General features: G+C 49.8%; 24 protein-coding genes and 1 tRNA gene. 23 read left to right on the top strand and 2 right to left on the bottom strand.

The window, feature by feature from the left end; translation table 11 throughout:
* The first annotated feature begins 64 nt into the window (after nucleotides 1-64).
* The 16 genes from K300_RS0108325 (at nucleotide 65) to K300_RS0108250 (ending at nucleotide 16,004) form a co-directional block, all read left to right on the top strand.
* On the top strand, nucleotides 65-994 hold the full coding sequence (locus K300_RS0108325; protein ID WP_040463636.1) for an RluA family pseudouridine synthase: 930 nt from the start codon (nucleotides 65-67) through the stop codon (nucleotides 992-994).
* A 138-nt stretch (nucleotides 995-1,132) separates the two neighbouring features.
* Complete coding sequence (locus K300_RS0108320; protein ID WP_022851211.1) at nucleotides 1,133-1,486, top strand: NADH-quinone oxidoreductase subunit A; 354 nt, start codon at nucleotides 1,133-1,135, stop codon at nucleotides 1,484-1,486.
* Nucleotides 1,477-1,965, top strand: coding sequence for a NuoB/complex I 20 kDa subunit family protein (locus tag K300_RS0108315; protein ID WP_022851210.1), 489 nt, complete (start codon nucleotides 1,477-1,479; stop codon nucleotides 1,963-1,965). Before K300_RS0108320 ends, K300_RS0108315 begins: the two co-directional genes overlap by 10 nt.
* The gene (locus tag K300_RS0108310) at nucleotides 1,965-2,462 is read left to right on the top strand and encodes an NADH-quinone oxidoreductase subunit C (RefSeq protein ID WP_022851209.1); all 498 of its coding nucleotides are present in this window, start codon (nucleotides 1,965-1,967) and stop codon (nucleotides 2,460-2,462) included. The genes K300_RS0108315 and K300_RS0108310 overlap by 1 nt, the downstream gene beginning before the upstream one ends.
* Before the next feature lie 20 nt (nucleotides 2,463-2,482).
* Nucleotides 2,483-3,670 carry an NADH dehydrogenase (quinone) subunit D gene (gene nuoD / locus K300_RS0108305; RefSeq protein WP_022851208.1) on the top strand — a complete coding sequence of 396 codons (1,188 nt, stop codon included), beginning with the start codon at nucleotides 2,483-2,485 and terminating at the stop codon, nucleotides 3,668-3,670.
* Between the two features lie 11 nt (nucleotides 3,671-3,681).
* On the top strand, nucleotides 3,682-4,236 hold the full coding sequence (gene nuoE / locus K300_RS0108300; protein WP_022851207.1) for an NADH-quinone oxidoreductase subunit NuoE: 555 nt from the start codon (nucleotides 3,682-3,684) through the stop codon (nucleotides 4,234-4,236).
* A 13-nt stretch (nucleotides 4,237-4,249) separates the two neighbouring features.
* Complete coding sequence (gene nuoF / locus K300_RS0108295; RefSeq protein ID WP_022851206.1) at nucleotides 4,250-6,040, top strand: NADH-quinone oxidoreductase subunit NuoF; 1,791 nt, start codon at nucleotides 4,250-4,252, stop codon at nucleotides 6,038-6,040.
* 9 nt (nucleotides 6,041-6,049) lie between these two features.
* Entirely contained in the window at nucleotides 6,050-8,326 is a 2,277-nt protein-coding gene (locus tag K300_RS0108290) for a molybdopterin-dependent oxidoreductase (RefSeq protein ID WP_022851205.1), read from the top strand.
* Nucleotides 8,327-8,357: 31 nt separating this feature from the next.
* Nucleotides 8,358-9,341 carry an NADH-quinone oxidoreductase subunit NuoH gene (gene nuoH, locus K300_RS0108285; protein WP_022851204.1) on the top strand — a complete coding sequence of 328 codons (984 nt, stop codon included), beginning with the start codon at nucleotides 8,358-8,360 and terminating at the stop codon, nucleotides 9,339-9,341.
* Nucleotides 9,342-9,351: 10 nt separating this feature from the next.
* Complete coding sequence (gene nuoI, locus K300_RS0108280; protein ID WP_022851203.1) at nucleotides 9,352-9,819, top strand: NADH-quinone oxidoreductase subunit NuoI; 468 nt, start codon at nucleotides 9,352-9,354, stop codon at nucleotides 9,817-9,819.
* On the top strand, nucleotides 9,816-10,331 hold the full coding sequence (locus K300_RS0108275) for an NADH-quinone oxidoreductase subunit J (protein ID WP_022851202.1): 516 nt from the start codon (nucleotides 9,816-9,818) through the stop codon (nucleotides 10,329-10,331). Before nuoI ends, K300_RS0108275 begins: the two co-directional genes overlap by 4 nt.
* Nucleotides 10,331-10,636 carry an NADH-quinone oxidoreductase subunit NuoK gene (gene nuoK, locus K300_RS0108270; protein ID WP_022851201.1) on the top strand — a complete coding sequence of 102 codons (306 nt, stop codon included), beginning with the start codon at nucleotides 10,331-10,333 and terminating at the stop codon, nucleotides 10,634-10,636. The genes K300_RS0108275 and nuoK overlap by 1 nt, the downstream gene beginning before the upstream one ends.
* 9 nt (nucleotides 10,637-10,645) lie before the next feature.
* The gene (nuoL, locus tag K300_RS0108265) at nucleotides 10,646-12,559 is read left to right on the top strand and encodes an NADH-quinone oxidoreductase subunit L (protein ID WP_022851200.1); all 1,914 of its coding nucleotides are present in this window, start codon (nucleotides 10,646-10,648) and stop codon (nucleotides 12,557-12,559) included.
* Between the two features lie 14 nt (nucleotides 12,560-12,573).
* Complete coding sequence (locus K300_RS0108260) at nucleotides 12,574-14,073, top strand: NADH-quinone oxidoreductase subunit M (RefSeq protein ID WP_022851199.1); 1,500 nt, start codon at nucleotides 12,574-12,576, stop codon at nucleotides 14,071-14,073.
* Nucleotides 14,074-14,086: 13 nt separating this feature from the next.
* Nucleotides 14,087-15,523, top strand: a complete 1,437-nt coding sequence (locus K300_RS0108255) for an NADH-quinone oxidoreductase subunit N (protein WP_022851198.1) — start codon at nucleotides 14,087-14,089, stop codon at nucleotides 15,521-15,523.
* A 19-nt stretch (nucleotides 15,524-15,542) separates the two neighbouring features.
* A complete protein-coding gene (locus tag K300_RS0108250) occupies nucleotides 15,543-16,004 on the top strand; it encodes a ferritin family protein (protein ID WP_022851197.1) in 462 nt (153 codons plus the stop codon).
* Nucleotides 16,005-16,374: 370 nt separating this feature from the next.
* Here the strand turns inward: K300_RS0108250 and K300_RS0108245 are convergent.
* Nucleotides 16,375-16,448: transfer RNA gene (locus tag K300_RS0108245), tRNA-Met, on the bottom strand.
* A gap of 83 nt (nucleotides 16,449-16,531) precedes the next feature.
* Between K300_RS0108245 and K300_RS0108240 the strand changes: the two genes are divergently transcribed.
* Genes K300_RS0108240 through K300_RS0108210 form a run of 7 tightly spaced genes read left to right on the top strand, consistent with a single transcriptional unit; the run spans nucleotide 16,532 to nucleotide 23,640 of the window.
* Complete coding sequence (locus K300_RS0108240; RefSeq protein ID WP_022851196.1) at nucleotides 16,532-17,374, top strand: ATP-binding protein; 843 nt, start codon at nucleotides 16,532-16,534, stop codon at nucleotides 17,372-17,374.
* Complete coding sequence (gene glnE, locus K300_RS15095; RefSeq protein WP_022851195.1) at nucleotides 17,371-20,244, top strand: bifunctional [glutamate--ammonia ligase]-adenylyl-L-tyrosine phosphorylase/[glutamate--ammonia-ligase] adenylyltransferase; 2,874 nt, start codon at nucleotides 17,371-17,373, stop codon at nucleotides 20,242-20,244. The genes K300_RS0108240 and glnE overlap by 4 nt, the downstream gene beginning before the upstream one ends.
* Nucleotides 20,219-20,761, top strand: coding sequence for a thiamine phosphate synthase (locus tag K300_RS16200; RefSeq protein ID WP_081646933.1), 543 nt, complete (start codon nucleotides 20,219-20,221; stop codon nucleotides 20,759-20,761). The genes glnE and K300_RS16200 overlap by 26 nt, the downstream gene beginning before the upstream one ends.
* A 42-nt stretch (nucleotides 20,762-20,803) precedes the next feature.
* Complete coding sequence (locus tag K300_RS0108225) at nucleotides 20,804-21,211, top strand: Fur family transcriptional regulator (RefSeq protein WP_022851193.1); 408 nt, start codon at nucleotides 20,804-20,806, stop codon at nucleotides 21,209-21,211.
* A complete protein-coding gene (locus tag K300_RS0108220; protein ID WP_022851192.1) occupies nucleotides 21,202-22,095 on the top strand; it encodes a metal ABC transporter solute-binding protein, Zn/Mn family in 894 nt (297 codons plus the stop codon). The genes K300_RS0108225 and K300_RS0108220 overlap by 10 nt, the downstream gene beginning before the upstream one ends.
* Nucleotides 22,092-22,847, top strand: coding sequence for a metal ABC transporter ATP-binding protein (locus tag K300_RS15085; protein WP_022851191.1), 756 nt, complete (start codon nucleotides 22,092-22,094; stop codon nucleotides 22,845-22,847). Before K300_RS0108220 ends, K300_RS15085 begins: the two co-directional genes overlap by 4 nt.
* Nucleotides 22,840-23,640: a metal ABC transporter permease gene (locus K300_RS0108210; RefSeq protein ID WP_022851190.1), complete on the top strand. Its 801-nt coding sequence runs from the start codon at nucleotides 22,840-22,842 to the stop codon at nucleotides 23,638-23,640. Before K300_RS15085 ends, K300_RS0108210 begins: the two co-directional genes overlap by 8 nt.
* Here K300_RS0108210 and K300_RS0108205 read toward each other — a convergent pair.
* A complete protein-coding gene (locus K300_RS0108205; protein WP_162139870.1) occupies nucleotides 23,637-24,773 on the bottom strand; it encodes an RsmB/NOP family class I SAM-dependent RNA methyltransferase in 1,137 nt (378 codons plus the stop codon). The two genes, K300_RS0108210 and K300_RS0108205, sit on opposite strands and share 4 nt — an antisense overlap.
* Nucleotides 24,774-24,784: the final 11 nt, after the last annotated feature.

The following is a 24,784-nucleotide window of genomic DNA, read 5'->3' as shown; positions in this document are numbered from 1 at the left end:
ATGTCAACGTAAAAAGGGACGGGGCTGTTTTATATGCAGTATATAAATGTATGGGGAGCTGGATTTGCGTTTTTCGGATGACATAGATGAAACATTCGAGTTCACCGCCGAGGAGCGTGGTGTCCGCCTTGACGTCCTTATCGCATCGAGGATCGGCAGAAGCCGGAGTCTTGCCGCAGAGCTTATTAATGAGGGTTTTGTGGAGGTGAACGGCCGGATCGTTTCAAAATCCGCCAAGATCAAGGGGGGAGAGAGTGTAAGGGTAGAGATACCCCATGAAGAGCTCCCGCACCTCGAACCCCAGGATGTACCTTTTGATGTGGTCCATGAAGAGGAGAACTTACTGATAATCAATAAGCCACCCGGAATAACCGTGCATCCCGCCCCGGGATCGCCCGATAATACCCTTGTTAATGGAATACTATACAGGTACAGTATCAATGATGAAAACGAATTCCGCCCCGGTATAGTCCACAGGCTTGACAAGGACACCTCGGGGCTGTTAGTTGTGGCGAAGAACAGGGATGCCCGGGAGAAGCTCTCCGCCCTGTTCCTCAATAGGGAAGTGGAGAAGCTGTATACTGCTTTCTGCTTCGGTAATCCCGGTTTCATTGAGAAAAGGGTGGATGCGCCCATAGGCCGGCACCCCGTGGACAGGAAAAGGATGACTGTCCGGGAGGATGGAAGAAACGCACTCAGCGACATAACTGTTGTTGAAAAATACGGTAAAGCCTTTAAGGCTCAAGTGAAGATCCACACCGGGAGAACCCATCAGATAAGGGTTCATATGCAGCATCTGGGCTTCCCTATACTGGGAGATTCGGTGTATGGCCCAAAACATAACACCGGTTTCAAAATGCCGAGACAGGCTCTGCACTCGGCCCGGCTGATCTTCAGAAACCCGTTTGACAAAAATATGCTTGATTTTTCGGCCCCCCTGCCCGAAGATATGGCGGTTCTGGAAGGCGCCCTGAAGCGCTCCTCTAGCCATTGAGATAACCTATAGGCATTATAGGTTTATCGCTGTAGGCCGATGTGTCTGTCGACGCTTGTTAAAACAATGTTTCTTGTTGACAGGTATGTCGGGGTGTGATAAGTCTTGCATACTGTATACAAAATACAGAGGTGTGGTATGAACGAATATTTGCCAGTAGCTTTAATGTTTTTGATCGCCGGTCTTATTGGTGCCGTCACTATGGTAGTTGGCGGTATTGTGCGTCCCCGTAAATACGGTAAAGTTAAGAACTCAGTGTACGAATGTGGTATGCCCGAGTTCAGTGACGCCCGTAAACGGTACAATGTCAGATTCTATATAATAGCCATGCTTTTCGTCATTTTTGACGTGGAAACGGTCTTCCTGTTTCCCTGGGCAGTGTCATTTGACATGATTGGCCTGTATGGACTGATAGAGATGATACTGTTTCTTGTAATCCTCATTTTCGGATATTTCTATGCCTGGAGGAAAGGAGCTTTAGAATGGGTCTAATAGACAACAAACTGCCAGATAATGTGCTAACAACTACGGTTGACAATGTTATCAACTGGGCGAGGAAGTCTTCGCTCTGGCCTGTAACCTTTGGTCTTGCCTGTTGCGCCATTGAGATGATGGCTACAGGTGCTGCAAAGCACGACCTCGACCGTCTTGGTGTTATCTTCCGTGCGACGCCCCGTCAGTCCGATGTTATGATCGTTGCCGGTACGGTTACCAGAAAGATGGCCCCCGTTGTAAGAAAGGTTTACGAGCAGATGCCCGAGCCTAAGTGGGTTATCGCCATGGGCAGCTGTGCCACTTCCGGCGGTATATATGATACCTACTCAACTGTACAGGGTGTTGACGAGGTTATCCCCGTGGACTTCTTCATTCCCGGATGCCCCCCCAGACCCGAAGCGCTTCTTGATGCCATCGTTGCTCTGCAGGATAAGATTATGACCGAAAAGGTTGTTAGAAAGCAGGGGGATGCGTAATGACATTCGAAGAACTGAAAAGCAGTCTTGAACAGGACTTTCAGGGTAAAGTGAACTGCTACGAGCAGTTCGGCTGTAACTTCATCAGGGTTAAGGACGAGGCGGACTACCTCGATGTTCTTACTACACTCAAGGAAAAGTACAGCTTCAAGTATATGGTGGATGTTGTTGCTGTGCACTGGCCCAAGAAAGAAGATAAATTCGAAGTTACAAACAACATCTTCTCCATCGAGAACAAGCTCAGAGTTTTCGTAAAGCTCTCCAAGAAGGATAATGTTTACCCCACAATCACAGGGATCTGGAAGGGTGCAAACATCATGGAGAGAGAGCAGTATGACCTCGTGGGAGTCGAGTTCGAAGGACACCCCGACCTCAGAAGGGTTCTCCTCCCCGACTTCTTTGAAGGACACCCGCTTCGTAAGGACTTCCCCCTTAAAGAGAGGAAGTGGTTCAACAAAACCGACGAGCAGGGCCTCGGTATCAAGTACTCTAAGTAAGGAACGGATTGGAGAAGGAAATGGAAGATATAAAGAACAAAGTATCCGAAGTAGTCACGGTGAATATGGGGCCTCAGCACCCCAGTACTCACGGTGTTCTCAGGCTCGTTGTCGATCTTGACGGCGAGACTATTGTGAAAGTTGATCCCGATGTGGGATACCTGCACAGGGGTACGGAGAAGCTTGCGGAAAACAGAACCTATCATCAGTTCATACCTCTTACCGACAGGCTCGACTACCTCTCACCCCTTTCAAATAACCTTGCGTACTGTCTCGCCGTTGAAAAATTCTTCAACGTTGAGATACCCGAGAGAGGGGACTATCTCAGGGTTATCCTCACAGAGCTCTCAAGAATAGTGAGCCACCTCGTATGGATCGCCACCCACGCCCTCGATATCGGTGCGATGACAGTCTTCATCTACGCATTCCGTGAGCGTGAAAGGGTTCTCGATATGTTCGAGTGCGCCACAGGGCAGAGGATGACATCATCCTGGATCCGCATAGGCGGTATCCGTCAGGATATGCCCGAGGAGTTCTTTGAGCTGGCAGAATCCTTTATCAAGGAATTCCCCAGTCTTATAGACACCTACGAGAGGCTTCTTACAAACAACAGAATATGGAAAGGCAGAACCATCGGCATCGGTATCCTCAATGCAGAGGACGCTATGGACTACGGTACCAGTGGTCCCCTCATGAGAGGCGCCGGTATCGACTTCGACCTCAGAAGGGACGAAGGCTACTGCTGCTACGATAAATTCGATTTCGAAGTTCCTACACAGCCCGAAGGTGATACCTATGCACGCTACAAGGTGCGTATAAAGGAATTGCGCGAGTCCAACAGGATCGTTGAACAGGCTCTTGCAAACCTTCCCGAGGGCGAGGTTATGACCGATGACCCCAGGCTTTCAATGCCCAAGCATGAGGACGTTTACGAGAGGATGGAATCCCTCATCAGACGTTTCTACCTCATCTCCAAAGGTTTCAAACCCCCGAAGGGTGAAACCTATCAGGGTATTGAGGCTCCCAAGGGTGAGCTCGGTTTCTATATCGTGAGCGAAGGGGAAGAAAGACCCTACAGGCTCAAGATACGTGCTCCCTCCTTCATAAACCTCGGCGTTCTTAACCATATGGCAGAAGGACACATGCTTGCAGACCTCGTTGCAATCATCGGTACGAACGATGTCGTACTCGGTGAGATCGACAGGTAAGGGGGAATACAATGGCTGAAGATAAGACAGCTGTAGAAGAAACAGCTCAACAAATAGAAGAGGAAGAGCCGGAGCGTACAGCAGAAGAGCTCGACTGGACCAAGTGCGATGCGATCTGCAAGGAATACGTAGGCATGAAAGGTTCAACTATCCCGGTTCTTCAGAAGGTTCAGGATGCCTACGGATACCTCTATCCCGAGGTTGTGGAGCGTATTGGAGAGAATCTCAACATCTCCTCACACGTTCTCTACGGCGTTATAACCTTCTATGCACAGTTCTACACCAAGCCCAGAGGAAAGTATGTCATCAGGGTTTGCAGAGGAACTGCATGTCACGTTAGCGGCTCCGGACGTATCTCCGAGGTTGTTAATGAGGAGTTCGGAATCCACGATGGTGAGACTGATCCGGACAAAATGTTCACCCTTGAGGAAGTTTCCTGCATCGGCGCATGCGGTATGGCACCGGTTATCATGGTTAACGACAACACCCACGGTAACCTTACCCCCGAAGAATCCAGAAAGATTTTCAGGGACTACGCCGCAGGCAAATACGAAGAGGAAGAATAGTAGGGGTTATTAGATGAGCGAATATAAAACAGATCAGATTGAAGTTCATGTTTGTATGGGAACCGCTGGAGTAGCCTCCGGCGGTCAGGCTGTTATGGACGCCCTTGACAGGGAGTTTGAGAAAAGAGGCCTTACTAATACAGATGTGAAAGAGCGTAACTGCAAGGCAAAGCAGACCGGTTGCCGGGGTCTTTGCGCACGTGACGTTCTTATTGATGTATACATACCCGGACAGGGCCCCGTCACCTATGAGCATGTCACCGATGAGATGGTTCCCACCATCATCGAAGAGCATATTGTGGGTGGAGAGGTTGTTACCAAGTGGGCCGCAAAGAAGGACTACTTCGCTTTCTACGACAAGCAGAAGCGTTATGTCCTTAACGACTGCGGTAAGGTAGACCCCGACAGCCTCGAGGACTACATAGCCCACGGCGGTTACGAGGCCCTTAAGAAGGTTCTCGAGATGAAGCCCGAAGATGTCATCGAAGAGGTTAAGAAAGCTGGCCTTAGAGGACGCGGGGGCGGTGGTTTCCCCACCGGTCTTAAGTGGACCTTCTGCCGAAACACACCTGGCAAAACAAAATACCTTATCTGTAACGCAGATGAGGGTGACCCCGGTGCCTTCATGGACCGTTCCATCATTGAGGGTAACCCCCACGCAGTTATAGAAGGAATGCTTATATCAGCCTATGCCATAGGCTGTACAGACGGATACATATACTGCCGTGCTGAGTACCCCCTTGCAATCAAGAGGGTTCGTAAGGCACTTATCGATGCCGAAGAGGCAGGATACCTCGGAGACAGTGTTCTTGGAAAGGAATTCGGTTTCCACCTTAAGCTTAAAGAGGGTGCGGGAGCCTTCGTTTGCGGTGAGGAGACAGCTCTTATCGCATCCATCGAGGGTGAAAGGGGAATGCCCAGACCCAGACCCCCCTTCCCCGCAGTTAAGGGACTCTGGCAGAAGCCCTCAAACGTTAACAACGTTGAGACCTTTGCGAACCTCCCTCTCATTATCCTTAACGGTTCAGAATGGTACGCAGATATCGGTACAGAGAAGTCCAAGGGAACAAAGATCTTCGCACTCTCCGGAAAGGTGAAGTCCACAGGTCTTGTTGAGGTTCCCATGGGTATTACCGTAAGGGAGCTTATCTTTGAGGTTGGCGGCGGTATCCCCAAAAAGAGAAAGTTCAAGGCTGTTCAGCTCGGCGGGCCCTCCGGCGGATGTCTCACTGCGGATCACCTTGATACTTCGATAGATTATGACTCACTCATCGCAGCTGGTGCGATGATGGGTTCCGGCGGTGTGGTTGTTCTTGATGAGACCAACTGCATGGTGAACGTTGCCCAGTTCTTCCTCACATTCACCCAGAGGGAGTCCTGCGGTAAATGTATCCCCTGCCGTATCGGAACGAAGACGATGCTTGACATCCTTGACCGTATTACGACCGGAAACGGGCGTGAGGGTGATATCGAGAAGCTTGAGTCCATCGCTCAGGATATTAAGGTATCATCACTCTGCGGTCTCGGACAAACAGCTCCCAACCCCGTTCTCACTACTATCCGCTACTTCAGGGATGAGTACGAATCACATATCTATGAGAGCGAGTGCCCCGCAAGGGAGTGTGCTGAGCTTATCAAGTTCATCGTGGCCGAGGACAGATGTAAGAAATGCGGTCTCTGCAAGAAGGCCTGCCCCGTTGATGCTATAACATGGGAAAAGGGCCAGCTTGCATACATACACCATGACAAGTGCGTTAAGTGCCGTGAGTGCATTGTAAACTGCCCGTTCAACGCAATAGACTAACGAGAGGATATGCAGATGGTAAATCTTAAGATAAACGGAATAGAGGTAGAAGTACCGAAGGATTCCACCATCCTCCAGGCGGCTGAGAAGGCCGGGGTGCATATCCCCGTGCTTTGCCACGATGCACGTCTGAACCCCTTCGGAGCGTGCAGGGTATGTCTTGTCGAGGCTGTGGGTAACCCCAGACTCATGACTGCATGTACCACTCCCGCCGCACCGGATATGGAAATCCTTACAAACACAGAGAAGCTTCAGAAGATCAGAAAGACCGTTATGGAGCTTCTTCTCATAAACCACCCCCTTGAGTGCCCCGTATGCGACAAGGGTGGTGAATGTACACTACAGGATCTCACCTACGAGACCGGGCTTACAAACGTTCGTTTCGATGCAGAGCCTAACAACACCGAGGTCGATCACACAAACCCATTCATCGAAAGGGATATAGACCGCTGTGTTCTCTGCGGACGCTGTGTGCGTATCTGTGACGAGGTTGTCAATATCCAGGCGATCAGCTTCGTTAACAGAGGTACGGAGACGATGATCGGAACCGCCTTCGACCAGCCTTGGAACTGCGAATTCTGCGGACAGTGTATCAGCGTATGCCCAGTGGGCTCGCTGAACAACAGGGTTTATCTCTTCAAAAACAGACCCTGGAACCTTGAATCGGTAGACTCTGTATGCGGCCTCTGCTCCTGCGGATGCTACATAAAGCTCGACCACGAAGGTAACGAAGTCTTTCGTATGAACGAAGCACCTGAAGAGGGAGCCAACCATGGTTATCTCTGCGCTAAGGGTCGTTTCGGATTTGAATTCATCAACAGCATGGAGCGTGAGACAGAGTGCAGGATCAGAAAGAACGGCGATTTCGAGACTGTGGATTTTGAGCAGGCACTCGATACCGTTTCCGAGAAGCTCGGAGCCATCAAGAGCGAGTATGGTTCGGATGCCATCGGCGTTCTTGTTTCACCCAGACTTACCAACGAAGAAGCCTTCCTTGCACAGAAGTTTGCAAGAGAGGTTATCGGAACCACAAACGTATACTCACTTGAGCCTACCACATCGCTTCCTGAGGCTACCTATGAGGATGTCGAGAACAGCGACTGTGTTGTTACGCTCAATATAGATGTAACCGAATCAAACCCCATCCTTGGTCTTGCAGTGCGCAAGGCGGCGAGGATGAATGATGCGGGTCTTTACGTGTACTATCCCAGCGAAACCGCTCTTAAGCGTGTGGCTACTGAGATGCACACCGGAACCCCCGACGCTGTTTATGCAGCAATGGACGAGCTTGTTGCTGGAAAAACCAAAGCTGCAGAAGCTCTCAAGGGAGCCGAGAACCCCGTCGTTGTTTACAGCCCTTACAACACTGCGGATCTTTACTACGCACAAGAGCTTAAGAAGGCATATCCCTCTCTTAAGCTTGTAGCCGCAAGGAGCAAGAACAACTCCCAGGGTGTTCTTGATATGGGAGCTAAAAACGGATTTGGCCCTGGCCTAAAAGAGACCGAGAGGGGTGTTAACCTCAGAAAGGGTCTTGAGAATCAATCAGTAAAAGCACTCATCTGCCTCGGTGAAAACGTTGCCGTGCGCACAGGGTGGAGCGAGATTGAGCGGGCGTACAGCCACCTTGAACTCTTTATGGTTACCGACCCCTTCATGAGCGAAACGGCAAAGAGAGGAAACGTATACATTCCCGTTGCCACCTACGCTGAGAAGAACGGAAGCTTTACAAACCTTGAAGGAAGGGTTCAGGAAGTACAAAAGGCAGTAGACAAAGGCGTATGTACTGATTCAGACGTTATCGCCGCACTCTCCGCAAAGCTTGGCAAAGAGCTTACTGCGGATGTGGACGAGATAAGGGAGATGATCAGGAAGGAGAATCCCCTTTATAAAGATGTGGACTTCAACGGCGGACTAGTCAAGTATCCCTATGCAATCAAAGGGGAATTTGAGAAAGAGACCGTTGCGGCAGGAGAGGGAAGCTTCTATCTTTATCCCGCTGCTCTCAGGCTGCACAGCGGTTCATACACAAGATGGTCCCATGACCTTGCCAAGGTTTACGGCGATGCGAAGCTTATCATTAATGATAAGGATGCCGAAGCTGCCGGTATAGAGTCAGGGAATGAGGTTGCGGTTAAGGCCGGTGATGTAATCCGGGTTTTTGCAGCTGAAGTGGATAAGAACATGACAAAGGGATGTGTATCCCTCCCTGAAGATTACGCCGATACGGCGGACCTCTTCACCAAGGGCAGAGTTCTTAAGGTCTCCATCGAGAAGAGTGGTTGAAAGTAAACATAATGATATATGAGGTAGGGGAATGTTGCTCGCTATAGTATTCACAATCATCAAGATTCTGATCGTGATTACCTGCACCCTGCTCGGTGTCGCCTACATGACATGGGCAGAGCGTAAGGTAATCGGTGCTATGCAGGTGCGTCTTGGACCCACCCACGTTGGATGGAAAGGTTTACTCCAGCCCATCGCGGATGGTCTCAAGCTCGTGGTTAAGGAAGACCTTACCCCGGATATGGTTGACAAGCCGGTGTTTATTATTGCACCGCTTCTCGGCATGGTTCCGGCGCTTGCATCCTTCGCAGTAATACCCTTTGCCGAGACCTTTACGGTTTTCGGCATGGAGATACAGCCCTATATAACAGACCTTAACATCGGTCTGCTCTATGTACTGGCACTCTCCTCTGTGGGTACATACGCACTCATCATGTCCGGCTGGGCATCGAACTCCAAGTACGCACTTCTTGGTAGTCTTCGTTCATCCGCACAGGTGGTAAGTTACGAAACAGCCATGGGTCTCTCCCTTGTTGGCCCCGCACTTCTCGCAGGCTCACTCAGCCTTAGAGATATAACGCTGGCTCAGCAGGGTCTCTGGTTTGTAATTCCGCAGTTTGTGGCTTTTATAGTCTACATGATTTCAGCGGTTGCAGAGACAAACAGAGCCCCCTTCGACCTTCCCGAGGCGGAGACGGAGATCGTTGCAGGTTTCCATGTGGAGTATTCATCAATGAAGTTTGCTCTCTTCTTCCTGGCAGAGTATGCAAACATGTATCTTGTTTCAGCACTCGCAGTGGTAATGTTCCTCGGCGGCTGGAACGGTCCCATACTCCCCCCGCTTGTCTGGTTTATCGGAAAAGTTCTGGTGCTCATGTTCTTCTACCTCTGGCTCAGGGCTACACTCCCCAGACTTCGTTTTGACCAGCTCATGGGACTTGGCTGGAAGATACTCATACCGATTGCGCTTGCCAATATCTTGGTGACTTCAATCGTGGTTTACATAGTAAGGTAAGGGGTGAAGCATGAAGAACGTATTTGATACATTCTTTTTTACCGAGATTCTTCAGGGACTCGGGGTAACCATGAAACACTTCTTCAAGAAGAAGGTTACCTACAAGTATCCCTATGAAGATACACCGGTGTTTCCCAGATTCAGGGGAATACAGTATATCAAAACCGACGAGGAGGGCGTCACTAAGTGTGTGGGTTGCTACCTCTGTCAGGTTGTCTGTCCCTCCGAGTGTATCCACATTGTCACCGACTGTGGTCACAAAGGGCAGAGGCTTATTAGAAAATACGAGCTCGACCTTTCCCGCTGTATATACTGCGGATACTGCGAAGAGGCGTGCCCTGTGGATGCCATCCACATGGGACGCGACTATCACACCGTGGACAACACCAGAGACAATTACGTTGTTAACATGAAGACTCTTACGCAGAACTACAAGAAAGAGCAGAAGATGGCAGAAGCCAAAGGAGAGCAGTTATGATGGCTCAGATAGCATTCTATATCCTTGCCGGCCTTGCCGTTATCTCAGCTTTAGGAGTGGTCACGAGGGAAAACCCCGTGCATTCGGCACTCTGGATGCTGCTTACATTCTTCACCGTGGCAGGAATCTTTGTTCAGCTGGATGCAGAGTATGTGGCCGCTATTCAGGTTCTGGTTTATGCAGGTGCGATTCTGGTTCTCTATCTTTTCGTTGTTATGCTGCTTAACCCGAAGACAAGCGGATTCATGAGGCTTCCCGTACGGTTTGTTATCGCCGGCGTTGCGGCTGTTATCGTCTTCCTTCAGATTATCACCACTATCTGGAGCTCCGATGTTCTTAAGAGCGGAGCCATAGAAGGCATCCCCTACGCAGAGGGTATAAGTAACGTTAGTGCCTATGGAGCCGTTCTCTTTACAAAATATCTGGTACCCTTCGAAATCGCCTCACTGCTTCTTCTTGTTGCGATGATTGGTGCCATCGTAATAGCGAAAAGGGACTCAGGAGGGGAATGATGGAACTCACACTAGCACACTATCTGGTTCTCAGTGCGATCATCTTCACCATCGGCATGTTTGGTGTGATGGTTAGAAAGAACCTGATTGTAATGTTCATGTCGTTAGAGCTTATGCTCAACGCAGTTAACATAAACCTTGCGGCATTCTCCAACTACCTTAAAGACATGAGCGGACAGATATTCATCGTGTTCGTCATGGCTGTGGCAGCTGCGGAGGCCGCTGTTGGTCTTGCACTGATTATTAGTCTGTTCAGAAACAAGCAGACCGTTAACGCAGACGAAATTAATATCATGAGAGGATAGGGGTAAGATATGCATTTGGAGGTCTTAATTCTTCTCGGACCGTTAGCAGCTCTGCTTATTAACGGTCTGTTCGGAAGACTCTACATTAAAAATCAGGCGCATATCATTGCGATCGCCGGTGTAGGTCTTTCATGGCTGGTTTCACTTATCACCTTTGCCAGGGTGATGGGGGGACACAGCGTGGATGCCACCCTATACAACTGGGTTGTGGCAGGGGACTTGACGGTGCCTTTCGGCATACTGGTCGACCCCCTTACAGCGATTATGCTTGTGGTTGTTACCACTGTCAGCACCATGGTGCACATCTACTCCATGGGCTACATGCACGATGATCCCGGATACTGGAGATTCTTTACATATCTCTCCATATTCACACTTTCCATGCTCGTGCTCGTGCTCGGTAACAACTTCCTTATGCTCTTCGTGGGCTGGGAGCTTGTGGGTCTTTCTTCCTACCTGCTCATCGGCTTCTGGTATCATAAGAGAAGCGCAGCGCTGGCAAACAAGAAAGCTTTTGTAATGAACCGTATAGGTGACTTCGGATTCTATATCGGACTCCTCCTTGTCATCTTCACATTCAAGAGCCTTGATTACAGCGATGCTTTCAACTACGAAGCTATACATCACATTAAAGAGAGCACATTCAATGTCTTCGGCATGAACTTCAGCCTCATAGACCTTATGACTCTCGGCCTTTTCTGCGGTGCGGTTGGTAAATCAGCCCAGTTCCCGCTTCACACATGGCTCCCCGATGCGATGGAGGGTCCCACCCCCGTTTCCGCTCTTATCCACGCGGCAACGATGGTTACTGCAGGTGTCTACATGGTAGCACGCTGTAACGCTCTCTTCTCCCAGGCGGAACTCACAAGCCTTGTGGTTGTTTATGTGGGTATGTTCACCGCTCTGCTCGGTGCGACGATCGGTCTCACCCAGTATGACCTTAAGAGGATTCTTGCTTACTCCACAGTCAGCCAGCTCGGTTACATGATTATGGCCACTGGTGTGGGTGCTTACATTGCAGGTATATTCCACCTCTTTACCCACGCTTTCTTCAAGGGCCTTCTCTTCCTCTGCTCCGGTTCCGTTATGCACGCTATGCAGAACAACCTGGACATCAGAGAGATGGGAGGACTTAAGAAGAAGATGCCCATAACATACTGGACTTACCTCATAGGCTGTATCGCCATTGCAGGTATTCCGCCCCTTGCGGGATTCTGGTCCAAGGATGAGATCCTTGCCATGACCTTCGCAAGCGGACACACTTTCCCCTGGTTTGTGGGTACGGTAGTAGCGGGTATGACCGCATTCTACATGTTCCGCTCATTCTTCATGACCTTCGAGGGAACACCCAGGAATCAGCATCTCCACGACCACGCACACGAGTCACCCTGGTCCATGACCGGTCCCCTCGTGTTCCTCGCAATCCTCTCTGTATTCGTAGGTGCGATATTCGGATATCCCCTTGAGCACGGCTACATTCACCATTTCCTTGGTAGTGTCCTTGTGCCCGAGCATTTCCATATCGAGCATCTCTCCAAGGGGCTTGCGACCGGGCTTATGCTTCTTTCAATAGTTGTTGCCGCTTTCGGTATCTTCCTCAGCTACCTTTACTACATAAAGATGCCCGAGCTTCCCGGCAAGACTGTAAAGGCATTCAAGCCTGTACATAAACTCTTCTTCAACAAGTGGTACTTCGATGAGATATACGATTTCCTCTTCGTTTACCCCTTAATCACAATCTCAAACTTCCTCTGGAAGGGCTTCGATGTGAATGTGATTGACTTTATCGTAAACGCCTTCGGAAAGGTTCCGATGTTCCTCGGCGGCGTTATAAGACACGTGCAGACAGGGCGCATGCAGACATACATCTTCACGATGGTGGTTGGCATGTTCGCGCTTCTCGCAATATTCTACACGGTTTAAGGGGGAGTTAAACAATGATGGAAAACATCCTTTCAATACTGATTTTCTTCCCGCTTGTAGCCGCCCTGTTCATATTTATATTCTTCAGGGACGGTAAGTCCACAATGTGGGCCGCCTTTGTTGCGAGTGTTATCGAGTTTATCCTTACGATGCCTCTGATGACTTCCTTCAACAAGCAGTCTGCCCTTATGCAGTATGTGGAAAAGGCGGACTGGATACCGGCCCTCGGTATTCAATACTATGTCGGTGTTGACGGAATCTCCATTCTGATGGTGTTCCTGACAACACTGCTTACGGCAATCGCGATACTCGGCTCCTTTACATATATAAAGAAGAGACAGCGTGAGTTCTACATAGCCATGCTGGTTCTCGAAACTGGAATGGTGGGTGTGTTCCTCGCCCTTGATTTCTTCCTCTTCTATATATTCTGGGAGGCGATGCTTATACCCATGTACCTCATCATCGGTGTGTGGGGAGGAAAGCGCAGGATATATGCTGCGGTTAAGTTCTTCCTCTTCACCCTTGCAGGTTCCGTACTTATGATGCTTGCGATTATCGCACTCTTCTTCAAGCACGGTGACATTACGGGTACATATACATTCGATATACTTGCGATTACATCCCAGGCTGTTAAGTACACTGCCGGATTCCAGACAATTGTGTTCCTCGCGTTCTTCTTCGGATTCGCCATCAAGGTACCCATGTTCCCGGTACACACATGGCTTCCCGATGCACACGTTGAGGCGCCCACGGCCGGTTCTGTTATCCTTGCCGGTGTTCTTCTTAAGATGGGTACCTACGGCTTTCTCAGGTTCTGTCTTCCTATGACACCGCTGGCCTCTATAAACTTCATGCCCTTCGTAGCAGCCATTTCAGTTGTTGCGATAGTGTACGGAGCCCTTGTAGCAATGGTTCAGGAGGATGTTAAGAAGCTTGTTGCCTATTCATCAGTAAGCCACATGGGTTTTGTTACCCTCGGTATCTTCGCAATCAACCAGCCTGGTGTTGAAGGTGGTATCCTTCAGATGTTCAACCACGGTATAATCACCGGTGCGCTCTTCCTTATAATCGGTGCGATATACGAAAGAACACATACCAGGATGATCAAGGACTACGGCGGTATCGCAAAGAGTGTTCCTCTTTTTGCCACGATATTCCTTATCTTTACCATGGCCTCCGTAGGTCTACCCAGCATGGGCGCATTCATCGGTGAATTCCTCGTGCTTGTGGGAGCCTTCGCAGCCTTCTCAGACTATGCAATACTCGCCGCAAGCGGTGTTATCTTCGCCGCTGTATATATGCTCTGGATGTATCAGCGTGTGCTCTTCGAAGGGCTTAACACCACTTGGGAAAACCTTAGGGACATGAATCTCAGAGAGGTTATCTACCTTATGCCTCTGATAATCATCGTCTTCTGGGTCGGTATGTATCCCGAGACCTTCACATCCTACATGCACGAAAGCGTTGCCAGGCTCGTTGAGCAGGTACACAGCGCCGGCGTGGCGATGAAGTAGGGAGGATTAACGAATGAACCAAGAAGTTATACTGAACATACTTTCAATCTACCCCGAAGCGCTGATGACAATCTTCGCACTCGTGCTCATTGTCATCGACGTTATGGCCGGGGATAAGATGAAGTCCGGTGTAGGGTACTTCGGAATTGCCTTCCTCCTCTTCACCGCAGTCATCGGAATCCCCTCACCCACACAGCACTTTGTCGGCTTCGACAACATGCTTGTATGGGACAGGTTCTCATATGTATTCTTTATCATCTTCATGTTTGCGTACTCGCTCACGACCCTCGGGTCTGTGCAGTACCTTCAGGACAAGAAGATGCTGAAGGGAGAGTTCTACATCATCATGTTCTTCAGCATCATTGGTATGATGTTCATGGTGAGTGCCCTTGACCTCTCCATCTTCTATGTGGGCCTTGAGACAATGGCCATAAGCATGTACATTCTTGCCGGATTCAACAAGCGCGACCTGCGTTCCAACGAGGCGGGCGTTAAATACTTCCTTATCGGTGCCTTCTCCTCCGGTATCCTTCTTTACGGTCTTACCTTCGTATACGGATACACCGGAAGCCTCGGCTACATGGAGATCGCCCAGGCGATTCAGGCCGGTGAGGGTGGTATGGCGCTTAAGTTCGGTCTCGTGCTTATGCTTATAGGATTTGCGTTCAAGATATCTGCTGTTCCCTTCCACATGTGGGCTCCCGATGTTTATACCGGTTCACCCACGCCAGTGGCAGGTTTCATGACAGTTGCACCCAAGGCAGCAGCCATGGGCGCACTCATCCGTTTTGCGATGGTAGCCCTTGCACCCGCAGCGGACCAGTGGACGCTCTTCTTCTCCATCCTTGCAGTGCTCACAATGACCTACGGTAACCTTGTGGCCCTTGCACAGGACAACGTAAAGAGGATGCTTGCATACTCCGCAATCTCCCACGCCGGATATATGATGATCGGTCTTGTGACCATGACTCCCGAAGGCTTCAAGGCGATTGCTGTATACATGCTCATATACAGTTTCATGAACATTGGTGCATTCACTATCCTTGGTCTTCTTAAGAACAAGGGTATGATCGAGAACGAGCGCATCGAGAGTTTTGCGGGTCTTTCAAAGAAGAGCCCCATGGCAGCACTCGCAATGCTTCTGTTTATGTTCTCTCTTGCCGGCATTCCCCCTCTTGCGGGATTTGTAGGTAAGTTTTACATATTCATGTCGGCGATTAAGGCAGAGATCTACTGGCTTGCTATCGTTGGTGTGCTTAATAGTGCACTTGCATGTTACTACTACATGAGGGTCACAATCTTCATGTACTTCAAAGAGTCCGAATACGATGTGGAGCTTAAGTTTGCACCAGCAAGCTTCGTGGCGACCTTCATAGCAGCTGTTGTGGTTGTTATGATTGGCTTCTTCCCCTCCATCTTCGTAAACATAGTACAGACCATAGCTGTATAATCGATAAGGAGCGGAACTGATGGATGCTGATGTAAGAAAAGCTCTTGAAGAAGCAAAGGTTAAGAAAGAGCTGTCCTTTGAGTTTTATGAGAAACTGCTTAACGTGGTTTCGGATCTCAGCACCAAAGCTCTTATCAAAGACCTTATGGAGCAGAAGGACAAGCACACCAAGGCAATCAAGGAGGCCCTTGAGCAGGGCAGCCTCGATGGACTCGGTCTTGATGTGAGCTGCCGCTGGAAGGGTCTTGGGATTGGCAAAAACGCTAAACCTGAGGTTGTTACCGGAGAGCTTACCGTGCAGGATGTTCTTCTAATCGCTATAAGGTACGAAGAGAACTCGGTGAAGTATTACGAGGATCTCGCTGAGAAGTTCAAGGGTCAGCCCGCAGGGGATGTCTTTGACAGACTCGCCAGTGACGAGGCTTGCCACCGGAATGATATACAGCGCATGTACGATGATATAGTAAATATGGAGAACTGATCCAGAATCAGAACTCAACTTAATAATACGATTTACCCATAAAAACCCGCCCTTTGTGGCGGGTTTTTTTATGGGAATATGCAGTGCTCAGATTTGCTTAGCAGCACCCCCATCTTCGCCGAAGTTATTAAATTATCTGATGAAGTTGCCCAAAAGGGTTTAATAGTTGTATTATTAGTAATAAGTTTTCACCATTAGGCTTGGTTCTGATTGATGGGTACTAAGTCATTGGGAGTTTAGTTTCAGATAGACTCATTCAACGTTTGATATAAAAAAGCAAAGGTTGCTGCCAAGGCCTTACATAATAGCATATTTTGAATTCGGCGGGTTATATCATAAAAAAACCCGGCTCAAATAGCCGGGTTTGAAATAGCGGGGGCTGGATTTGAACCAACGACCTTTGGGTTATGAGCCCAACGAGCTACCAAGCTGCTCTACCCCGCGTCAAGGGATTTGAATAATAGACCTGAGGCGGTTATATGTCAACATATTATTTTAAAAAAAATTGAATAAATTTGAGGTTTGTTATGAAACTCTTTATCCTACTGCTCGGAATCCTCTCTGCGACAGCTATTGGCGGTGTTTTCCTTACTCTACCCGGCAGTTACAGCATGGGCGGGTACCTCATCCCCTATGTAGGAGCAATACTGTTTATATCGCTTGCCGCATGGTTCAGTGTTTTTCTGATTGTTAAGAGAAAGTCAGAAAAGGTGGACTACTACCGCAAGCTAGTGACTGAAGAGCTTAAAACAGGGCTTAGACTGCATATCCATGAGTTTCGCAACGATATTCAAAACCTTCTACTTAAAGCTGATTTGATAGAGAGGGGTAAGGAAAGCGGCGGAGATATAAAGGATATAAGGTTTCTGCTGAATGAGGCAACAGGTAGGCTTAATGGGTACTCGGCTAATATTAAGGGTGGAGAGAAGGGGCGTATCCGGCTTAGCAGGATAACCTCTGCCGCTGTAGGAAGAGCTGAGAGAATTGCTGAGAAGGGAAGCATCAAGGTTGTTAAGCATAGCTCAAACATGGCAGTGAAATACCCGCCAGAGATGCTTGGCTTTGCACTGACGATTCTCATGGCAAACGCAGCAGAGTATTCGGGGGGTGAGCCTGTGGAGGTTGAAATAACCGACAGGAAGCTCGGAACAGCGGAGTACATAGATATACGTATTACCGAAAGGGGAGTACCTTACGATGACGGGGTTGAGGATGTCTTTTCCCCGTACTATAATGATATACCCGGATTGAGGGACAGGATTGGTCTTGCAACGGTAAGGCGCATTGCGACGGATCTCGGCGGGTATGTAGAGATGGACAAAACAGGGGATGCCACAGAGTTTCTCATCTCCATTCCGGTGGTTAAATGACAGATAAGTATGAAACGATATTAAAGAGAACACCTGAAGCGGCTGATTTTGACGGCTTTGAAAAAGTTTGCAGACATTCAAGATTCATTGCGGACTGGTATATACGTTATCCGGGCTATCTGAAACATGCAGTTCAGAGTGTGGATGACCCGAGGGATACGGATTATATCCTAAACTCTCTCTGCACCGACCAGTACCTGGAAATGAGCGAGAAAGAGTTCCTCCATCATCTTCGTATGATCAAGATGAGGGAGTATACGATAATAGCACTTAACGACCTCCACAGAGAGAGGCCGGTTGAGGAAATCACGGCGCATCTCTCCAGCCTGGCTTCGGCCTCCCTAGAGGCGGTTTACCGCTACTGCACCCACCACCTGTACAGAGAGTATGGAAAGCCCCTTAATGAAGAGGGGGAGCTTATCGGCATGTCTGTGATAGGTTTGGGCAAACTTGGCGGCTGGGCGCTAAATTTCAGCTCTGACATTGACATAATATACGTATACGGAACGGAAGTTGGCAAAACCGAAGGCTCGCCGATGCGTAAGCCTGTGGACAACCACGTATTCTTCACCAAACTGGCAGAGAAGATAACCCATTATATAGGAACCCGCACAGAGGACGGCATAGTTTTCCGTGTGGATCTCAGGCTAAGGCCGGACGGTGACCGTGGAGCCATCACACTGCCTGTACACAGCTACGAGCTCTATTACGAATCCTACGGACAGGGATGGGAGCGGATGATGCTTCTGAAGGCCCGCCCAGTGGCTGGTGACAAGGATGTGGGTTCAGCATTCCTCAAGGCTGTACGCCCCTTTGTTTTTCGAAGAAGTCTTGATTATAAGCTCCTTGATGAACTGCAGGCTATCAAGGGTAAGATAGACCGGAGGGAGGAGCTTCGGGGCTCCCATAAGAACGTAAAGCTTGGCTACGGCGGTATACGTGAGATCGAGTTCATCGTACAAACTTTCATGATTCTCTACTACCCCAAAGACAATTCGATATATCATCCCAACACGCTGGAAGGGCTTGCAAGGGTAGTTGATATGGGGCTTATCGACGAAGAGAAGGGGGAGCGTCTGGCGGAGGAATACCGTTTTCTGCGAAAGCTTGAGCATATGGCACAGATCGAGGATGAGAAGCAGACACATATAGTCCCCGAGGAGTCGGACACATTCGATTTGTATCTTGAACGATGCGGCTTCACCGATGAGGAGAGCTTCAACAAACGCTTCCGTGAGGCGGCGGATTTTGTTCACGGGGTTTTCAGCGGGATCTTTGAGGAGCGTAAGAGTGTGAGCAAGCTCACTATCCTTTTCGATCAGGAGGTTCCCGAGGAGGATACTATCCCGCTCCTTGAGGATATGAATATAAATGAGCCTAAGAAGTGCGCAAAGATCATCCGCAGCATCATCAGCGGCAGGGGAAAGGCTCCCAGAATGCGGGATGAGAGGAAGATCCTTGAGCATATCATCGGAAGCGTGGTGGAGAAACTCCCCGAAAGGAGCGACCCGGTCACTACGCTGATGAACTTTGAGAAACTCCTTTCGCATCAGACTAATGTTTATCTCATATACGACATTATCAGCAGTGCGCCTGCGATATTGGATCAGATGGAGAATATATTCTCCTACACACGCTACCTTGCGAATATGATACTCAGCGACAAGGTGCTCCTCGATTATCTCTACGATCCTAAGAACCCTGTCTACAACCATGTGGAGGTTTATGAGGATCTTGTGGAGCGTACGGAGAAATACAAAGGTGATACCGAGTATGAGATGGAGATAGCACGTCAGAGGCACAAGGCGTACATCTTCAACATCGGCTACGCATTCCTTAACAATACTATTAATATTATCAAGGTAATGCGCTCACTGACACAGCTTGCGAGGGGAACGGTAAACTTTGCCTACGAACGTGTTCTCGAGACACTGGAGGAACGCTACGGGAAGCCCATGCTTGAGGATGGGGTTGAGTGCTCCTCCATCGTTGTAGGGATGGGTAAACTCGGCAGCTACGAGATGAGCTTCGGTTCCGACCTCGACCTGATAGTACTTTATGAGGGTAACGGCAAAACGAATGGTGAAAAGCAGATAACTAACCATGAATTCTTCTCCAAGGCTGTGCAGAGAACAATATCCTTCCTTGGAACATACACCACCAATGGCATCCTCTATAAGATAGATATGCGCCTGCGCCCCAGTGGAGCAAGCGGCCCCCTTGTTACAACTCTGCCCGCTTTCAGAGAATATCAGAAGAAGAACGCCATGCTTTGGGAGAAACAGGCGCTGGCACGCTCTTGTGTATTGAATGAAACCTCGAAGCTCAAGAACGAGTTCCTTGAGATTAAGAAGGAGGTTCTTTTTACCGGTACGCTGAACAGGAAGGAGATCGCCGAGGTCAGGGAGATGCGTGAGCGTATAGAGAAGGAGAAGGGCTCCCCGCCGGAGAAGAACGATATAAAGGCAGGTGTGGGCGGATTGCTGGATATAGAGTTCTGCGTCCAGATGCTTCAGCTGCACCTCGGTCATAAGGAGCCCGGCCTTCGAAGGCCGAATACCCATGATGTTCTATCTAAGCTGCGTGATATGAAGGCTATCAAGGAGAGGGACTACTACGCCCTGCACGACAGCTACCACTTCTACAGAAACCTTGAGAACATCCTTCGTGTTTATGAGAACACATCAACATCCCGGCTTCCTTCGGACGAAGAGGTTCTTAATAAGGCTGGTGTTTTCTTCTGCTATGAGAAGAACTCAGCCGAGTGCCTCCATGAGAGGTATCTGTATGTTAGAAAAACTGTCAGGGCGGCGTTCAACAGGATCTTCGATCGTTATCTGAGTGATGATGAAATTCCTTCCGGTGATTGATTACCAGACCTTCGGCGATGAGTGGAGCGAATTCGCAATGAAAGCGGCGGAGGTCACGGATATCATATGGTTCCGCATCAAGGGTTTCGATGCCGCATTGATATACAGGGAGGCGTGCAGGATGCGCAGGCTCCTCCCCGACCATAGGCTTGTCCTTTCCGAACGTGCTGATATAGCGGAGGCCGCTTCCTTTGATGGCGTCCATCTCGGTGTTGCGACTATTCCTGTGGATGCAGTCAGGAAAGCCTTTCCAGAGCTTTTGACCGGATACTCAGCCCACAGCGTTGAAGAGGCAGTGAGGGTTGATGCGGACTACTGCACCCTGAGCCCCATATTCCATACGGATAAGCCGTACCCTGTTAATCCGTTAGGGCCGGTGGACGTCGCAGATTGCGGCAAAGATATCTATGCTCTCGGCGGCGTAAATGCGGACAATCTGCACCTGCTAGAGGGTAAGGGTTACGCAGGATTTGCAGGCATTGGCCTTCTTTACGATATTAACAACCTTCCTTTATGATATTTACTTGCGAATGATTCGCATCTGATCTATCGTTAATCCATGAGCACTTGTATAGCCCGTGATCTTCTGCGGGGAAAGAATCTTAAGGTAACACAGGCGAGGGAGAGGGTTCTGGATGTCCTCCTCGGGAGTGAGCGCCCGCTTAATGCGAAGGAGGTTCACAGCGAATCGGAATCGGATCAGGCAACGGTCTACAGGGCATTATCGGTGCTAAAGGAGTCGGGCTTGGTTCGTGAGATTCTTGGTGAATCGGGCGTTTCATTCTACGAGAAGGCGTGCAGGCACAATCCTGTGCATCCACATTTCCACTGTGAAGTGTGCGGTATGGTTTACTGCCTCGATCCCCTGAGTTTTGAGGATGGTTTAATCCTCGGGAAAGTGGGGGAGGGGTTCACCGTAAAGTCTGTGTCACTTGATATAAAGGGGGTTTGTTCGAAATGCGGTTAATAGTCTTTCTTTCGATATTCTTGCTTGCGGTATCCGCCATGGCGGAGGTTAAAACAGTTGTGAGTGTGCTCCCGCAGCATTATATAGCCTCAAAGCTTTCCATGGGAGAGGTTATGGTTATGGTGGAGCGGGGTGCAAGTCCGGCGGTGTATGAGCCTAAACCTAAGCAGATGGCATACGTTGCGGGTGCGGATCTTTATTTCCCCGTGGGTGTACCCTTTGAAAAAGCTTGGCTGGAGAGGATAGCCTCTGCAGGGAAGGAACTCCGTGTGGTGAAGTGCTATGAAAAGGTGGAACGCAGGCCCATCGCAGCACACCATCACGAGGGCGAAGCGCATGACCATGGTGGTGAAGAGCACGGACACGAGGGCGAAGCGCATAGCCACGATGGTGAGATTCTGGATCCGCACATATGGCTTTCACCCCCGATGATGATAAAGCTTGCTGAGTGCATGCGGGATGCATATATAGAGGAAGACCCTGCCATGAAAGTACAGTACCAGCTTCGTTATCAGGCTCTTAAGAACAGCATCGCAGATACGCATATAAAGGTTCAGAATATACTTACGGAGCTGAAAAGCCGTGAATTCATGGTGTTCCACCCCAGTTGGGGATACTTTGCCGATGAATACGGTCTTGAGCAGGTGGCGGTTGAGGTAGATGGTAAAGAGCCGAAGCCCGCAGAGCTTGCCGAGCTTATCAGAAGGGCGAAGGAGCATGGTATAGATACGGTTTTCGTACAGCCGGAGTTTTCCAAGAAGAGTGCTGAGACGGTGGCCAAGGCTATAAATGGACGTGTGGAGGTTCTTGATCCCCTCGATGAGAATTGGTCGGCAAACATGATACGATCGGCGGAAAAGATTAAGGAAGCGCTTAATCGATGAAAGCTGTGGAGATACGGGGGCTCGATTTCGCCTATAACGGCCGGAACGTCCTTGAGGATGTGGAACTCGACATAAACGAAGGGGAGTTTCTCGGAATGATAGGCCCCAACGGAGGTGGTAAGTCCACCCTTGTTAAGCTGATCCTCGGCATTCTTCTTCCGGACAGGGGAGAGATACGTGTCTTCGGTGAAGAGCCGAGGAAGAACACCGGATGCGTAGGCTACGTTCCCCAGAACCTCGCAGGCTCCGCCGGCATTCCTGCCACTGCCTTTGAAACAGCGATGATGGGGCTCTCACTCCGCAAAGGGAGGCTCAAGAAGCCGGATAGAGAGGATGTCGGTTATGTGGAAGAGCTGATGGACTATCTCGATGTCAGCTCTATCCGTGATTCGATGATAGACAACCTTTCCGGCGGACAGCGTCAGCGTGTCTTCATCGCAAGGGCCCTTGCCATGAGGCCGAAGGTTCTTTTTCTGGATGAACCCACTTCCAGTGTCGATACCAAGGGACAGCGTGACCTCTTCGATAAGCTCAAGGAACTTAACCGTGATATGACAATTGTTGTTGTCAGCCATGACCTCGGCGTTCTGCCAAGATTCGCCTCAAGTATCGCCATGGTGAACACATACGTACACAAGCACGAGCATTCCTGCATAACCGAAGACATGATGAAGGATATCTACGGCGACTCCCACCACACCCACGACTGCGCCCACTGCGGCGGCATGGGTATAGGGGCTGTCCATGATTGATGCACTCTCCCTTGAGTTTATGCAGAACGCTCTTATAGCTGGGCTCCTCGTCAGTGCGGCGTGCGGGATAATCGGAACCCTTGTAGTGGTGAACCGTATAGTCTTCATCTCCGGAGGCATCGCCCATGCGGCTTACGGAGGCATAGGTCTTGCATTCTTCATGGGTTTTGCGCCCATATACGGTGCACTGGGGTTTGCGCTTGCGGTGGGTCTGCTGGTTGCGTTTATTACGCTGAATAACAAGAAGCGTGCGGATACGGTTATCGGTGTGATCTGGGCGCTCGGTATGTCTGCGGGGATCATCCTTGTGGATATGACACCGGGTTACAACGTGGATCTGATGAGCTATCTTTTCGGAAGTCTGCTCGCAGTTCCGGACAGCGATATATACCTGATGATGGTGATGGATGTTATAATCCTCGCCTCGGCGGGTTACTTCTATAAAGACCTGCAGGCGATGAGTATGGACGAGGAGTTCGCAAGGAGCGCAGGTGTACCCGTGGGCTTCCTTCATGTTGCACTTATCGTGCTCATATCCCTCACGGTGGTTATGACGATACGTGTGGTGGGGCTTGTGCTGGTTATAGCACTGCTCACCATTCCCCCTTATATAGCAGAGATGTTCAGCAGATCCCTTAAATCAATGATGATTTTATCATTCCTTCTCGGAGTGTTTTTCACCGTTGCAGGGCTCGCCCTCGCCTATACGCTCAATCTTACTGGGGGCGCATCGATCATCGCCGTTGGTGGAGCTGTCTTCTTCATAGCTCTGGGTGTTAAGAGGATCGTCTAGCCCTTCCTCAGTACGGCGGCAAAGAAGCCGTCGCAGTCGGTCTCGCATGGGCGAGATACGAAGTAGTCCTCCCGCTTGAAGATATCCTCGCACACAGGTTCAATGAAGTCGAATCCGGTGTTTCTCGCAACGAACTGCTCAACGACGTCCGTAGTCTCCTCCGGCTCAAGGGAGCAGACGGAGTATATAAGCCTGCCGCCGGGTTTCAGCATTGTGGAGACCTTTTTGAGCATCTGCCTCTGGATGCGGGCACGCTCTTTTATCTGCTCTTCGGTTCTCAACCAGCGTATCTCTGGATGTTTGCGGAGTGTTCCGAGGGCTGTGCATGGAGCATCCAAAAGGATCAGATCAAAGGCCTCTTCCCCCTCCATCTCCATGATATCACTGTTCACTGCGTTGATATTCGTAAGCCCTCTTTCGTCCAGTGTGGACTTCATCCGCTCGAAACGATCGGGGTCAAGCTCCACTGCGAAGATGGTAGATCCGGGATATCTGTGTGACAGGACTGTGGTTTTGCCGCCGGGTGCGGCGCAGCAGTCGAGTATGGTTTCAGGCTTCACATCCCCGGCCAGCATGGCAACGGAGGATGAGGCCTTGTCCATATAGATACGTCCCGGAATAGGCTCGTCGAAATCCTCTTCGATGTAGGATTTGAGCTCATCGGTATCGAAGTACCATGTCGGGGGTGCTGTGTTGAGGCATGAGAGAAACTTTTTATACGAGGCACCCAGGTCATCCTTCCAGCGGTTTACAAGCCAATCTGGAAAGTTATCCTCCATGGGAGGACTCATTGGAAGCTTGTTCTTGTTCCGGATAATGTTACGCAGTACAGCGTTCACGAAGCCCTTGTTTTTACCGCTGACGAGATTAACCGATTCATTCACCGCCGCATAATCTGGCACATCTCGCATGTAGAGAATCTGGGCAGTACCCAGTACGATGGCGGCCATTATCTCAGGTTTAGGTTTAAACTTGAGATAGGGTTCGATGGCTCCTTCAATGGTGCCGAGCTTGCGGAAGGTTTCGAAATACAGAGCACGGTAGAAACGTCTTCCGGGGGAATCCTGGAAGTAGTCCTCCCCCGGGGTGTGATTGTAGAAGTCTGTCAGAAGGTTGTAGAGTCTGACTCTCATACGGTCAGACA

Source organism: Limisalsivibrio acetivorans (genome assembly GCF_000421105.1).
Classification (GTDB): domain Bacteria; phylum Chrysiogenota; class Deferribacteres; order Deferribacterales; family Geovibrionaceae; genus Limisalsivibrio; species Limisalsivibrio acetivorans.
The sequence above is the reverse complement of the archived record's forward strand: the minus strand, read 5'-3'. Positions and strand labels throughout refer to the sequence as shown.